This window comes from Micromonospora sp. NPDC048871 (genome assembly GCF_043198155.1).
GTDB lineage: Bacteria > Actinomycetota > Actinomycetes > Mycobacteriales > Micromonosporaceae > Micromonospora.
This window is the reverse complement of the sequence record NZ_JBICUM010000002.1, coordinates 531,343-545,731: the sequence shown is the minus strand read 5'-3', so window position 1 is coordinate 545,731 and position 14,389 is coordinate 531,343. Positions and strand designations below refer to the sequence as shown.

The 14,389-nt window shown below is 70.5% G+C and carries 9 protein-coding genes; 5 read left to right on the top strand and 4 right to left on the bottom strand.

Translation table 11 applies throughout. The annotated features are described in order from the left end of the window. Window position 1: 1 nt before the first annotated feature. Entirely contained in the window at window positions 2-211 is a 210-nt protein-coding gene (locus tag ACGFIK_RS07045; RefSeq protein WP_357529738.1) for a hypothetical protein, read from the bottom strand. Between ACGFIK_RS07045 and ACGFIK_RS07040 the strand changes: the two genes are divergently transcribed. From ACGFIK_RS07040 to pulA, 5 genes are all read left to right on the top strand, one after another. Next, complete coding sequence (locus tag ACGFIK_RS07040) at window positions 210-911, top strand: hypothetical protein (protein ID WP_393338186.1); 702 nt, start codon at window positions 210-212, stop codon at window positions 909-911. The two genes, ACGFIK_RS07045 and ACGFIK_RS07040, sit on opposite strands and share 2 nt — an antisense overlap. 36 nt (window positions 912-947) lie before the next feature. Further along, complete coding sequence (locus tag ACGFIK_RS07035; RefSeq protein WP_327025023.1) at window positions 948-1,337, top strand: hypothetical protein; 390 nt, start codon at window positions 948-950, stop codon at window positions 1,335-1,337. A 231-nt stretch (window positions 1,338-1,568) separates the two neighbouring features. Continuing rightward, window positions 1,569-2,207, top strand: coding sequence for a hypothetical protein (locus tag ACGFIK_RS07030; RefSeq protein WP_393338184.1), 639 nt, complete (start codon window positions 1,569-1,571; stop codon window positions 2,205-2,207). A 92-nt stretch (window positions 2,208-2,299) separates the two neighbouring features. Next, window positions 2,300-3,028, top strand: a complete 729-nt coding sequence (locus ACGFIK_RS07025) for a cellulose binding domain-containing protein (protein WP_393338182.1) — start codon at window positions 2,300-2,302, stop codon at window positions 3,026-3,028. Window positions 3,029-3,166: 138 nt separating this feature from the next. After that, on the top strand, window positions 3,167-8,656 hold the full coding sequence (gene pulA / locus ACGFIK_RS07020) for a pullulanase-type alpha-1,6-glucosidase (protein ID WP_393338179.1): 5,490 nt from the start codon (window positions 3,167-3,169) through the stop codon (window positions 8,654-8,656). A gap of 149 nt (window positions 8,657-8,805) precedes the next feature. On the opposite strand, the gene ACGFIK_RS07015 is transcribed toward pulA, so the two are convergent. From ACGFIK_RS07015 to ACGFIK_RS07005, 3 genes are all read right to left on the bottom strand, one after another. Continuing rightward, the gene (locus tag ACGFIK_RS07015; RefSeq protein WP_393338176.1) at window positions 8,806-10,491 is read right to left on the bottom strand and encodes a right-handed parallel beta-helix repeat-containing protein; all 1,686 of its coding nucleotides are present in this window, start codon (window positions 10,489-10,491) and stop codon (window positions 8,806-8,808) included. 377 nt (window positions 10,492-10,868) lie between these two features. Beyond that, on the bottom strand, window positions 10,869-12,581 hold the full coding sequence (locus ACGFIK_RS07010) for a right-handed parallel beta-helix repeat-containing protein (protein ID WP_393338173.1): 1,713 nt from the start codon (window positions 12,579-12,581) through the stop codon (window positions 10,869-10,871). A 294-nt stretch (window positions 12,582-12,875) separates the two neighbouring features. Continuing rightward, on the bottom strand, window positions 12,876-14,357 hold the full coding sequence (locus ACGFIK_RS07005; protein ID WP_327025029.1) for an aminopeptidase P family protein: 1,482 nt from the start codon (window positions 14,355-14,357) through the stop codon (window positions 12,876-12,878). Between the last annotated feature and the right edge of the window lie 32 nt (window positions 14,358-14,389).

Here is a 14,389-nt window from a genome sequence, read left to right as displayed (position 1 = left end):
GTCAGTCCTGCTCGCCGGCGGGGGAGAAGGAACTGGCCTCCGCGTGCCGGTTGCGCAGCCGATCCCGGATCTCCTCCGGTGTGTACGCACGCCGCCGTCGTTCGGCTCGCGCGATCACCACCCCCGAGGCCGCCACACCGGCCAGACCGGCGAGACCGAGAACCTTCCACCACCGCACCCGTCGCCGCATCCGCTTAGGGTAAACCCTCATGAGCATCAGCCTGGACGACGCGGTCGAGCTGACCCGTACCGGCGACATGTGGCTGTTCCGGGGGCGCAGCGCGCCGGACCGGGCCATTCAGTGGACCACGAACAGCCCGGTCAACCATGTCGGCATGGCGGTCGTGCTGGACGACATGCCACCCCTGATGTGGCACGCCGAACTCGGCCGTTCCCTGCCGGACATGTGGACCGGTACCCACCAGCGGGGGGTGCAGCTGCACGACCTGCGGGACGCGGTCTGCGTCTGGGCCAACCGGTACGGCCAGCGGGCCTGGCTGCGGCAGCTCGACCCGCCGGCCGACCCGGAGATGGAGAAGGCGGTGCTGCGGACCATCGCCCGGCTGGACGGCACCCCCTTCCCGTCCACCGCCCAGATGGCCTGGCGCTGGCTTCGCGGCCGGGTGCCGGCCCCGCGCCTGCCCCGCCTGCCGCTACCCGCCGCCCTTTCCCGCCCGGTCGGCTCGGCGGAGCCGACCGCCCAAAGCACGGCCGCCGCTGACGAGTCGACCCTGGAGAGCGCCTACTGCGCGGAGGTGGTGGCGGTCACCTACGAGGCGATGGGGCTGCTGCCGGCCGGTCGCCGTCCCAACTGGTACGACCCGGGACGCTTCTGGAGCGGCGATGACCTCGGGCTGCGCGGCGGGGCCCGGCTGGGCAGCGAGATCGAGGTACGGATGCCGGCCCGTTGAGGTTTGGTCGACCGGCCGGTCGGCAACTTCCTGCCTGTGAATGCCTCCACCGATCTCGACGTCCTGACCGAATTCTTCGACCGGTACGGCGTGGCCCTGACCGCCGGTGACCTGCCCGCGATCGCCGGCTGCTACGCCCTGCCGGGGTTGGTGGTCGCCGACACCTACAGCTTCTCGTTCACCTCGCCCGCAGCGGTGGCGCTGTCCTTCGTGGGCGCCGCCCCGGACTACAGCGAGCGGGAACTCATCGCCGCGCACGCCGAGATCGAGCAGATCCAGCACATCTCCGCGCTGCTGACCATGGTGGCCGTCCGGTGGGAGTTCCTGGACAGCCAGGGACGGCAGGTGACGGGCGAACGCTACCGTTACCTGCTGCGATCCACTGACGACGGACCGGCCATCTGCACAGTGATCCGGGCCGGCTGACCCGTCAACCAGCTGTCACCGGCTGACCCGCCGGCCAGCCAGACCCCACCACCGGCCGGCCGGGGCTCCACTGTCGACTGGCCGGGCTGTTCGGTGCCCGGGTCCGCCTGGCTAGGCTGACCCATCGGTGACCATGAGGGGGCCTGAATGCCGGAGCGGTCGGCGGGCGACGAGGGCGCAGATCGCCACGGCCGGGTGGCCTTGCCCACCGTGATCGGGTCGGCACCATGGGTGGTGGTGCTGGTCGGCGTCGCGGTGCTGGCGGTGTTGCTGGTGGTGGCGACGTTGTCCTTTCGCCAGCCGGAACAGCCAACGGCGTGGACGCCCGGTCCGCCGATGCTGCTGCCGACCCAGCCCACCCCGACCCCAAAGCCCAGCGCAACCCGCAAACCCACCCCCTCGCCGAGGGCGACTCCCGGCCCGGCGGTCACTCCGTCGTCGACACGGTCGGCGCTTCCGTCGCGTACGGTGTCGGAGCCGTCGCGCAGGGAAGCGGAACCCTCCGAATCGCCCGATGTCTCTGACCCGCCGTCGTTGGCCGTGGACGCCGGGGAGTTTGCCGCCAGCTATCTGGTCACCTTCAGTGTGACGGACTATTACCGGGCCCGGTTGGTTGTCCACAACGGCACCGATCAGCCGGCTGGATGGGTGGTCGACCTGAGGTTCACCAGCGAGGTCACCGGCGTTCGGGCCTCCAGTGGGCCGGGGGTGTCGATGAGCATCAAGGGAGCGGGCTGGTACCAGCTCAGTGGCACCGGTCTGCTGCCCGCCAGCGGGCGGCAGACGGTGTATCTGCGAATCAGCCGTACCGGAAATCGGAATTACCCGGCACAATGCACGGTCAACGGCTCAGCCTGTGCGATGGGCTGACCGTACAGTCGGGACTGTTGATTGATCGGTCGGGGACTTCCCGAGTTCTGTCATGATCGTTACCCTTGCCGGGCTGCCCGCTGAGGAGAGACATGTCCGGTGTGCGTCGCGCTCCGCGTTCGATGCCGTCCCCCGGTGCCACCGCGGTGGCGTCCTCGCCCTGGATCCTGATCTCGATCGGGGTGGGCGCGATGGTGGTGCTGCTCGTCATCGCGGTGGGGGCGTACCGGGGGCCCGGAGCCGACTACGACCCCACCCCGCCGTTGGGTGCGGTGCCGCCGCCACGCGCCACCTCGGCCGGGTGGGGGGCCTCCGGCCTACCGTCGCAGCCGGTGCCGGGCCTGTCTCCGCGTCGCACCGACCCACCCACCCCGACCGGTACGGCGGCCATGCCCGCGCCCGAGCCTGAGCCCTCGGCCGGGCAACCCTCCCGCTCGGCGGCACCGACCTATGCGGCACCCGAGGTCAGCAGCCCGCCGATCGCCCGTCCACCCGCCACACCGGCCTCGCCGATTCAGGCGCGCTACCGGGTGACCGACACCTTCGACGGCGGATTCATCGCGGAGCTGTCGATCCGTAACACCTCCCGGCGCGACCAGGAGTGGGTGGCCCGGGTCGAGTACCCCGGCGGTCGGGTGGTCACCGCCTGGCTGGAGGGGGTGCCGCAGGGGACCTTCCGCGATTCCGGCGGCACCCTGACCTACCGCAGCGGCCCGGATCTGGCGGCCGGTGCGGCCGTAGCCCTGCGGTTCCACATCGAGTTCGCCTCGCCCCGCCCGGCGCGTTGTGTCGTGTCCGGACGGACCTGCGACGGCCTCTGAGGACCCTCCCGCTGTTGCGCGGTGCTTTCAAGCTTGCGCAAGGTGTCGACAACATTACCGGTTCGTTTGCAAGGTATTGCAGAACCTTTCGGCAAGGGCTAGCGTGCGGGCCAGTCAGCGACCAGAGGAAGGCCGTCGATGAAGCCCCCGCCGAAACCCCGCAGCGCCCTGTTCCCCCTCGTCCTGCTGCTCACCCTCACCCTGCTCGGGGCACCGGTCGTGGTGCACCAGAGCCCCGCCGTGGCCGCCCCGGGCACCGGCTCGCTGAGTCCCACCGGGGCCGTCACCTGGCAGTCCGAGCCCAGCGCCAAGGCTCTGCTGGCGGCGGGCGCCAGTTCGGCCCGCGCCGAGCAGTTCTACTTCGTACTGCCCGACCGGTTCGCCAACGGCGACCCGCGCAACGACCGGGGTGGGCTGACCGGAGACCGGCTGCGCACCGGGTACGACCCCACCGACAAGGGGTTCTACCAGGGCGGCGACCTCAAGGGGCTGACCGATCGGCTGGACTACATCCAGGGGCTGGGCACGACCGCGATCTGGCTCGCGCCGGTGTTCAAGAACCGGCCGGTGCAGGGCAAGGGGGACGACGTCTCGGCCGGCTACCACGGCTACTGGATCACCGACTTCACCCAGGTCGACCCGCACTTCGGCACCGCCGCCGACCTGAAGAAGCTGGTCGCCTCGGCCCACCGACGGGGCATCAAGGTCTACCTCGACGTGATCGTCAACCACACCGCCGACGTGATCACCTACGCCGAGGACAGGTACAGCTACCTCGACAAGAAGACCGCGCCGTACCGCGACGCGCAGGGCCGGCCCTTCGAGGACCGCAACTACGCCGACGGCAGCCGTACCTTCCCGCAGGTGAACAACCGGTCCTTCCCGTACACCCCGACCTTCGCCAGCCCGGCGGACGCCAAGGTCAAGGTGCCCGGCTGGCTGAACGACCCGACCATGTACCACAACCGGGGTGACTCGACTTTCGTCGGGGAGAACAGCGAGTACGGCGACTTCTTCGGCCTGGACGACCTGTGGACCGAACGGCCCGAGGTGGTCCGGGGCATGACCAAGATCTACGCCGACTGGGTACGCGACACCGGGGTGGACGGGTTCCGGCTGGACACCGTCAAGCACGTCAACATGGACTTCTGGCCGCAGTTCAGCCAGGGCATCGACCAGGCCGCCACCCGCGCCGGCAAGAAGGACTTCTTCATGTTCGGCGAGGTCTACAGCGCCGACCAGGAGATCACCTCCAGCTACGTACGGCAGGGCGGGCTGCCGGCCACCCTGGACTTCGCCTTCCAGGAGGCGGCCCGGGGCTACACCGCCGGCGAGGGCTCCGCCAAGACCCTGGCCGAGGTGTACGCCCGCGACGACCTGTACGCCGCCCGGGACACCCACGCCGGTCGACTGCCCACCTTCCTGGGCAACCACGACATGGGTCGGATCGGCTCCTTCATCGCCGCCGGCCCCACCGACCCGGCCACCCACCTGCGCCGTGACCAGTTGGCCCACGAGCTGATGTTCCTCACCCGGGGCCAGCCGGTGATCTACTCCGGTGACGAGCAGGGCTTCACCGGGGCGGGCGGGGACAAGGACGCCCGGCAGCCGATGTTCGCCTCCCGGACCCCGGACTACCTCGACGACGACCTGCTCGGCACCGACCGCACCCACGCCCAGGACCAGTTCGACCGCGGCCACCCGCTGTACCGGACCATCGCCGCCCTGGGCCAGCTGCGCCAGGCCCACCCGGCGTTGCGCGACGGGGTGCAGGTGACCCGGCACGCGGCCGAGGGGCCGGGGGTCTTCGCCTTCTCCCGGTTCGACCCGGACGACCGCACCGAGTACCTGGTGGCGGTCAACAACGCGGCCACCCCCCAGACCGTCACGGTGGACACCTGGTCGCCCGGTGCCACCTTCGCCGGGGTCTACGGCAGCACCGGTCGGCCCAGGGCGGCCGGGGACGGCAAGCTGACCGTCACCGTGCCGCCGCTGTCGGCCGTGGTGCACCGGGCCGGCAAGCCGGTGGCCCTGCCCACCACCAAGCCGGGCCCGACCATCACCGTCCCGGAGGCACCCCAGGCCACCCGGGCCGAGGTCACCGCCCAGGTGACCGGGGACCCACTGGCCACGGTCACGATGGCGGCCCGGGTCGCCGGTGGCCGGTGGACCCTGCTCGGCACCACCCATCGGGCGCCGTACACCGTGCACCACGACCTGACCGGGCTGGCCGCCGGCACCAAGGTCGACTACCTGGCGGTGGTCCGCGACGGGCGGGGCCGCGCCGCGACCGCCCGGGGGGCCACCACGGTCGGCACCCCCGACCAGGTCGGCTCCTCCCGGGACTGGCTGGTGGTGCACTACCAGCGGCCCGACGGCGACTACCCCGACTGGGGGCTCTACACCTGGGGTGACATCGACCCCGAGTACGCCACCGAATGGCCGAAGGGGCAGCCCTTCGCCGGGACGGACGCCTACGGCCGGTTCGCCTGGGTGAAGCTGAAGCCGGGCGCGAAATCGGTCGGCTTCCTGGTGGTCGATGCGGACGGCACCAAGGACGTCGACAATGACCGGGTGGTGGATGTGACGCAGACCGGGGAGGTCTGGGTCAAACAGGGTGACCCGGCGACCTACCAGAGGCGGGAGGAGGCGGCCGGTGGGCCCGCGCCGCCGGTCGAGGAGGGCACGGCGGTGCTCCACTACCGCCGGTCCGACGGCAACTACGAGGGTTGGGGCCTGCACCTGTGGGACGGCGCCGCCAACCCCACCGACTGGGCGCGGCCGATGCCGCCGACCCGGATCGACTCCTTCGGCGCCGAGTTCCGGGTGCCGCTGGCCGAGGGCGCTACCGGGCTCAGCTACATCATCCACCGGGGCGACGAGAAGGATCTGCCGCAGGACCAGCGGCTCGACTTCGCCGAGGCCGGACGTGAGGTGTGGTTGCTGGCCGCCACCCCGGGCCGGCTGCTGCCGACCACGGCCACCGGCACCGGTACGGACATCGACATCGGCCGGCAGAAGGCCCACTGGATCGACCGGTCCACCGTCGCCTGGCGCACCGGCGCAGGCGACGGCAAGGCGTACGCCCTGGTGACCGCCCCGGCCGGCGGGGTGCGGGTGGTCGACGGCGAGCTGGTCGGGGCGTACACCTCGCTGCCGTTGACCGCGCAGCGCAACGGGCTCACCGAGGCCCAGCGGGCGGCCTTCCCGCACCTGTGGGACCACCGGACCTTCACCCTGGACCGGCGAGACCTGGCCAAGGTGCCGGCCGCGTTGCGCGGGCAGGTGCTGGTGACCGAGCGGGCCGCCGACGGGACCCTGCTCGGCGCGACCGGGGTGCAACTCCCGGGGGTGCTCGACGACCTCTACGCCCCGGCGACGGCCGCCCGACTGGGGGCCACCTTCACCGACGGGGTACCGACCCTGGCGGTCTGGGCCCCGACGGCCCGCAGCGTGTCGCTGGAACTGTTCGACTCGCCCACCGCGACTCCGCGCCTGGTGCAGATGCGCCGGGACGACCGCACCGGAGTCTGGTCGGTACGCGGGGCCCGGGACTGGACCGGCCGGTACTACCGGTACCGGGTGCAGGCCTGGCAACCGGCCGCCCAGCAGATGGTCACCGCCGCGGTGACCGACCCCTACTCGGTGGCCCTGGCGGCGGACTCCACCCACAGCCAGATCGTCGACCTGGCCGACCCCAGGCTGGCCCCGCCCGGCTGGGCCAAGCTGCGCAAACCGGCCGCCCCGCCGGCCGCCAAGGTGCAGATCTCCGAGCTGTCGGTACGCGACTTCTCCATCGCCGACAGCACCGTCCCGGCCGACCGCCGGGGCACCTTCCTGGCCTTCACCGACCCGAACACGGCCGGGATGAAGCACCTGCGGGCGATCAGCGAGGCCGGCGTCAACCACCTGCACCTGCTGCCGACCTTCGACTTCGCCACCATCCCGGAACGGCGGGCCGACCAGCGGCAGCCGGACTGCGACCTGGCCGCCCTGCCGCCGGACTCGGAGCGCCAGCAGGAGTGCATCGCCGCGGTGCGCGAGCGCGACGGCTACAACTGGGGGTACGACCCCCTGCACTACACCGTCCCGGAGGGCGGGTACGCCGTCGACCCGGACGGCGCCGGGCGCACCACGGAGTTCCGGCAGATGGTCGCCGGGATCAACGGGGCCGGTCTGCGGGTGGTGCTGGACGTGGTCTACAACCACACCTCGGCCACCGGTACGGACCCCCGCTCGGTGCTCGACCAGATCGTGCCCGGCTACTACCACCGGCTGCTCGACGACGGGACGGTGGCCACCTCCACCTGCTGCGCCAACACCGCCCCCGAGCACGCGATGATGGGCAAGCTGGTGGTCGACTCGATGGTCACCTGGGCCAAGGCGTACAAGGTCGACGGGTTCCGGTTCGACCTGATGGGCCACCACCCGAAGGCGAACATCCTGGCCGTACGCGCCGCGCTGGACAAGCTGACCGTGGCCCGGGACGGGGTGGACGGCCGGAAGATCCTCCTCTACGGCGAGGGCTGGAACTTCGGCGAGGTGGCCGACGACGCCCGGTTCGTACAGGCCACCCAGGCCAACATGGCCGGCACCGGGATCGGCACCTTCAACGACCGGCTGCGCGACGCGGTGCGCGGCGGTGGGCCCTTCGACGACAACCCGCGTCAGCAGGGCTTCGCCTCCGGGCTGTTCAGCGACCCCAACGGCGACCCGATCAACGGCAGCACCGCCGAACAGCGGGCCCGGCTGCTGCACCAGCAGGACCTGATCAAGGTCGGGCTGGTCGGCAACCTGCGCGGCTACCGGTTCACCGACTCGGCGGGCCGGACGGTCACCGGCGACCAGGTGGACTACAACGGCTCGCCCGCCGGCTACACCGACTCGCCCGGCGAGGCGATCACCTATGTCGACGCCCACGACAACGAGATCCTGTACGACGCGTTGGCGTACAAGCTGCCCCAGGCCACCCCGGCCACCGACCGGGCCCGGATGCAGGTGCTGGCCCTGAGCACGGTGGTGCTGGGTCAGGGGGCCGGGTTCGTCACCACCGGCACCGAGCGGCTGCGGTCGAAGTCGCTGGACCGCAACTCGTACAACTCGGGGGACTGGTTCAACCAGATCCGCTGGGACTGCGCCCAGGGCAACGGGTTCGGCGCCGGCCTGCCGCCCGCCGAGGACAACCGGGACAAGTGGCCGTACGCGAAGCCGCTGCTGGCCGATCCGTTGCTGGTGCCGGACTGTGCCGCGATCGAGTTGACCGACGCCCGGTACGCCGAACTGCTGCGGATCCGTAACTCCTCCCCGGTGTTCGGGCTGTCCACGGCACAGGAGGTGCAGCGGCGGGTCAGCTTCCCGCTGTCCGGCACGGGCGAGACGCCGGGGGTGCTGACCATGACCCTGGACGCCCGGGGCCTCGGCGGGGCCTGGAAGTCCGTGACCGTGGTCTTCAACGGCACCCCGGAGGCGGCCACCCAGCGGGTGACCGGGCTGCGGGGCGCGGACGTGACGTTGCACCCGATGCTGCGTTCCTCGGCCGACCCGGTGCTGCGGACCGCCGCCTTCGCCGCGTCGACCGGCACCTTCACCGTCCCGGCGCGCAGTGTGGCCGTCTTCGTGCAGCGGTAGGCCGTACCACCACGAACGGGGGCTGGACCGCACGGTCAGCCCTCGTTCGTGCCCGCAGCAATCAGCCACCGACGGCCGGCTCCCTTCCGTGGTCGGAAGGGAGCCGGTCTGCGGTCGGAGCCGGTGTCAGTACCGGTCAACCGTGTGGATCAGCCGAAGCAGCCGTCCGGAACCACCGGGCTGCCGAGGCAGTTGGTGGGACGGTTGTCGGTGATGACGGACTTGTCGTCCAACACCACGCCGTCGTTGTTGGTGAAGACGCCGCCCGGCTTGTTGCGGGCGGAGTTGTGGGCCACCTCGGTCTTGGTCAGGTAGACCCAGCCGCCCTTGTTGAAGATGCCACCGCCGACAGCGAACGGGCCGACGGCACGGTTGCCGGTGACCTCGGTGTCCCGCAGCGTGGTCTTGCTGTCCTCGTTGAACAGGCCGGCGCCGAAGAACCCGGCGACGTTGTCCTTGATGGCGCTGTCGTCGACCGTGGCGGTGCTCCAGTCGACCACTGCCAGGCCGCCGCCGACACCTGCGGTGCTGTTCTTCGCGACCGTGCTGTGCGCCAGGGTGAGCTGGCTCTTCTTGGCCGCGAGGATGCCGCCACCGGCGATCAGCGCGGCGTTGTCGGAAACCTTCGAGTGCTTGACGGAGGTCTGACCGCCGATGTCGAGGATGCCGCCGCCGAAGCCGGTGGTCTCGTTCCCCTCGATCTCGGACTTCTCGACGTACAACGTGCCGTTGTCGATGCCGGCGTGGTGCAGCTTGTCCTTGTGCGGCTTGAACTTGACCAGACCGTTGGAGATGCCCGCACCGCCGATGATCGCCTGGTTGTTCTTCACCGCCGACTTCTCGATGTTGAGGACGCCGACGTTGAGGATGCCGCCGCCGAAGAGGAAGGCGGTGTTGTCGACGACGCGGCTCTCGTGGAGCAGGGTCTGGCCGTAGTTGGCCACGGCACCACCGTTGGCACCGGACTGGTTCTCGACGAACTCGGTGTCGTGGACATCGGCCCGGCCGCCCGGCTGCACCAGCAGGCCCGCGCCGTCAAAACGGCCCGGCTCCCAGTCGCCCTCGGCCTCGACCTGCTCCTCGGACTGCCACTCCTGCTCCCCGTCGACCTGGGCGGTGGCGGGCACCGCCGCCGCGTCGGTCTCGGCCGGCGCCTTCGGCGCGGCCTGCAACGCGGTGGCCAGCGGCTTGCCGCCCTGTACGGCGTCCGTCGCCTCGCCCGAACCCGAGAACTGTGACCACGTCTTCCGCGGCTCCGGCGCCGAGACCTTCTTGGCCGGCCCGGTCTGGCCGCCCTTGATGGTCAGGCCCTTGAGGGTGAGTTCCCCGCCGGGACCGACATTGAGAATGCGGAACGGCTTGGCCGTGGCATCCCGCTCGATCTTGGTTTTGTCGCCCTTGAGGGTGATCGGTTGGGTGATCTTCGGTAGGCCGTTGCCCCACTTGTCGTGCCGGGTGAGCTTGTAGGTGCAGTGCTCGGCCAGCCTCAGGGTGGCACCGTTCCTGTTGTTGGCGAGGGTGATCGCCTCGATCAGCTTGTCGCTGTCGCAGGGCACCTCCCTCGCCCGCTCATCGTGCCGATCGCGGTCCCGCTTCTTGCCGTCGTGTTCCGCCTCCTTGCCGTGTTCCGCTTCGCCCTGGACGTCGTCGCGGATGACCTGCTGGGTGGTCGACCACTTCACCCCGTCACTGCCGCCGACCGCCCCGGCACCAGCGACGCCGACCGCGGCGATGCTGACCACGCCGGTCAATCCGGCAACGCCGCTGGCCACCCAGAGCTTGCGGCGACGCTTCGGCGTCGGCCGATCATCGTTGTTCGCTAGGTAGTTGGACATCGGAGCTTTTGCCCTCTCCTCGTACCAGACAGGGTCGCTCCGCCTCAGGCGGGCGTCCCCTGCTACAAATCGGTTGTAGCTCCCGAAACCAACAGTAAGAGAATCTTCCTCACCTCGCGGCCAAATGCGAAAGGAACCCGCATTAGGTGCATTCGCTGTCCCGCGCACCCAAGCCCTCATCCCCACCCCACCGTGGCCGCACCCCGGACAGGCGGCTGATCAAGAGCTTTTGGTCGTGCTACACGCCATTCGTGACGCAAACTTCTCGATCAACATGGCTGGGCGGGCGGGGGGAGAAGGGGGAGGGCTTCTCCGGGGCGCCGGGTGGCGGCCCGGAGAAGCCCTCCGGCTATGTGGTCTGGCTCTCTCGGTATGTCTCAGCCGAAGCAGCGGTCCGGAATGACCGGGCTGCCGAGGCAGTTGGTCGGGCGATTGTCGACGACCGTGGATTTGCTGTCGATGTCGACGCGGTCGTTGTTGGTGAAGATGCCGCCCGGCTTCTTGGTGGAGAAGTTGAAGGCCACCTTCGACCGGATCAGACTGACCTTGCCGCCGTCGTTGTAGATCCCGCCGGCCTGTGCGTACCCACCGACCGCCTGGTTGGCGAGTACCTCGGTGTCCCGCAGCACGGTGAAGCCGAAGTTGAAGATTCCGCCACCGTCGCCGTCGGAGACGTTCTCCTTGACGAGGCTGTGCTCGATGACGGCCTTGGTGCCCGCACCGATGCCGATGCCGCCGGCCCGGCCCTGGGTGGAGTTCTTCGCGACGAGCACGTGCTTGAGGGTCAGCTGGCTGTCGACGTTGGCGAGCACACCGCCGACATCGGAGCCCGCGGTGTTGTCGGTGAACTCGCTGTGGCTGGCCGAGGTGGTCCCGCCGTTGTCGGCCAGGCCGCCACCGTCACCCGCGGTCCGGTTGTGACTGATCTTGCTCTTGAAGATGTAGACGGTGCCGCCCTCGATCCCGTACTTGTCGGACGAGCCGTTGGCGATGCCGCCGCCGCCTTCCTCGGCGCTGTTGCGAACCACCTCGGACTGCTCGACCTGGAGAGCTCCGGCGTTGAAGATGCCGCCGCCGAAGCCACCGGCGCTGTTGCGCTCGATCAGGGTCCCGTCGATGCGGGTGGCGCCGAAGTTGGCGATGGCACCGCCGTCGCCGGCCGCGTGATTCTGTACGAAGGTGCTGTGCTCGACGACGGCGCGACCACCCTGGTGGACCAGGAGACCCGCGCCCTCGGTGGGCGTGTGCCCGTGCCCGCCGGTGGGCCACGGAGCCGGCGTCACCTCCGAGCCGGGCTCGCCGGCTCCGGGCGCGGCCGCCGGTGCCGCTGCCGCCCGAGGCGCGGCTGCTGCCTGGGGGGCGACCGCCGGTGTCCCGGGCGCGGCGTCAGCCGCCTCCGGCGTGGCCGTGGGAGCCGTCGTTTCCCCCTTCGACCCCCACCGTACGCGGGGCTTCGAGTCGTCCTTCTTCTTGTCGTCCTTGAGCTGGCCGCCCTTGATGGTCAGGCCCTTGAGGGTGAGTTCCCCGCCAGGGCCGACGTTGAGGATGCGGAACGGCTTGGCCGTCGGATCCCGCTCGATCCGGGTCTTGTCGCCCTTGAGGGTGATCGGCTGATTGATCCGTGGCAGGCCGTTACCCCACTCGTCGTGCCGGGTCAGCGTGTAGGTGCAGTGCTCGGCCAGCTTCAGGGTCGCGCCGTCGGTCCGGTTGGCCAGGGTGATCGCGTCGATCAGCTTGTCGGTGTCGCACGGCACCTCCTTCACCCGTTCTCGACCGTCGAAGCGCTTGCCCTTGCCGTCCTGGTCGCCCTTGCCGTGCCGGTCGCCTCGGTCGCCCTTGCCGGACTCCGCGCCACCGGTCTCCTCGGCCTTGTCCGCGTCGCTGACGTGCTGTTTCGGTGCCGACGCCGGCATGTTCGACGCCTGTTGCCGCTCGCCGGACTTCTGGTTACGGGCGGCCACGCCGCCCACGGCGGCCAGGCCGACGACGCCGGTCAAGCCGGCTACCCCGGCGGCCACCCAAAGTTTCCGTCGTCCTCGTCTCGGTGGGGCCATGGGGGCCTCACCGGAGGGAGTCGTTAGGTTGGACATCAGAGCTTTCCGCCCTTCCTGCTACCAAACGGGCTCGCACCACCCGAAGGAGGCGCGTCAGCTACAAATCGGTTGCAGCCTCCGACGACCACCGTATGAGAAGGATCCTCGCGACAAGGGCGTATCCGAAAAACACCCGCATTAGATGTATTCCGGGCATGTGCCGGTCACAGCGCCAGCCTGGGCAAGAAGCGGGTGACCGGACCAAACAAGGACGGGCCCCGCTCGGGGTGTGCTGGACGTACGAAACGTCGCACACCGCCGGGCGGGGCCCGTCGGGCGGTCGTGGCGCGGTCAGCCGGGCAGGCGCAGGCCCGCCTCGCGCTGCTCGGCCAGCCAGGTCTCCACCTCGTCGGAGCGGCGGGGCAGACCCGCCGACAGGTTCACCGCACCGGAGTCGGTGACCAGGATGTCGTCCTCGATCCGGATGCCGACCCCCCGCAGTTCCTCGGGGACCAGCTCGTCCTCGGGCTGGAAGTACAGCCCCGGCTCGACCGTGAGCACATATCCCTCGCCCAGGTTGCCGTCGCGGTAAGCCTCCTTGCGGGCGTTGGAGCAGTCGTGCACGTCGATGCCGAGCATGTGGCCGAAGCCGTGCAGGGTCCACCGGCGGTAGACGGTGGAGTTCTCGTCCATGGCCTCGTCCACGCTCACCGGCAGCAGCCCCAGGTCGGCCAGGCCCTCGGCGAGCACCCGCATACAGGTCAGGTGGACCTCCTTGAAGGCCACCCCCGGCTTGATGACGTCGATGCCGGCCTGCTGCGAGGCGTACACGATGTCGTAGACCTGCCGCTGGAGGGGGGTGAACCGGCCGTTGACCGGCAGCACCCGGGTCACATCGGCGGTGTAGAGGTTGCGGCCCTCCACCCCCATGTCCATCAGCAGCAGTTCGCCCGGCCGGGTGACCCCGTGGTTGTGCACCCAGTGCAGGATCGTGGCGTGCTCCCCGGCGCCGACGATCGAGCCGTAGCCGACGTCGTTGCCGTCGTGCCGGGCCCGCAGGGCGAAGATCCCCTCCAGCAGCCGCTCCGAGACCCCCCGGTCGGCCGGCAGCACCCGGGCCACATCCTCGAAGCCGCGTACGGTGGCGTCGATCGCCTCCTGCAACTGGCTGATCTCCCACTCGTCCTTGACGAGCTTCTGCTCGGAGATGGCGATGGCCAGCTCCCGGTCCCGGGCGGGCTGACCCTCCTCGCGCGGACCGTCGTAGGCGCGGACCGCGGCGTCCACCCGGGGGTCGAAACCGCGCAGCACCCGGGTACGCGCCGGGGCCAGCTCGGCCAGCGCCGAGTCCAGCTCGGCCAGATCCACCGTGGGCAGGCCCAGCTCGGTGGACTTCTCGCTGAGGGTGTGCCGTCGGCCCACCCACAGCTCGCCGTGCCGGCTGCGGAAGAACTCGTCGTTCTCCCGCGAGCTGCGGGGCCGCATGTACAGGATCGGGTCGTGCCCGGAACCGTTGGGCCGCAGCACCAGGACGCTGTCCGGGTCGTGGTCGCCGGTCAGGTACGCGAAGTCGCTGCCCGGACGGAACCGGTACTCGGTGTCGTTGGCGCGGATCTTCTCCCCGCCGGTGGGGATCACCAGGGTCTCGCCCGGGAAGGCGGCCGACAGCGCGGCTCGCCGCTTGGCGTAGTTCGGCACCTCCGGTCGGGGGCCTACCGGCAGGGTGGTGTCCCGCCAACCCTGCCGCATGAACGCCAGGAACGCCGGGGGGAAGTCCGGGTCGTGTGACTCGGTGCCGTCGGCCGGCTTGCCGTCGGTGCGTTCCTCGGTCATGCCCGCTCCCTTCATGTCGTCGCTGGCCCCGA

Excerpts from the sequence above, each read along its gene's own strand:
- ACGFIK_RS07040 (WP_393338186.1), top strand. The coding sequence starts at position 210 with ATGAGCATCAGCCTGGACGACGCGGTCGAGCTGACCCGTACCGGCGAC.
- ACGFIK_RS07045 (WP_357529738.1), bottom strand. The coding sequence starts at position 211 with ATGAGGGTTTACCCTAAGCGGATGCGGCGACGGGTGCGGTGGTGGAAG.
- ACGFIK_RS07025 (WP_393338182.1), top strand. The coding sequence starts at position 2,300 with ATGTCCGGTGTGCGTCGCGCTCCGCGTTCGATGCCGTCCCCCGGTGCC.
- pulA (WP_393338179.1), top strand. The coding sequence starts at position 3,167 with ATGAAGCCCCCGCCGAAACCCCGCAGCGCCCTGTTCCCCCTCGTCCTG.
- ACGFIK_RS07015 (WP_393338176.1), bottom strand. The coding sequence starts at position 10,491 with ATGTCCAACTACCTAGCGAACAACGATGATCGGCCGACGCCGAAGCGT.
- ACGFIK_RS07010 (WP_393338173.1), bottom strand. The coding sequence starts at position 12,581 with ATGTCCAACCTAACGACTCCCTCCGGTGAGGCCCCCATGGCCCCACCG.
- ACGFIK_RS07005 (WP_327025029.1), bottom strand. The coding sequence starts at position 14,357 with ATGACCGAGGAACGCACCGACGGCAAGCCGGCCGACGGCACCGAGTCA.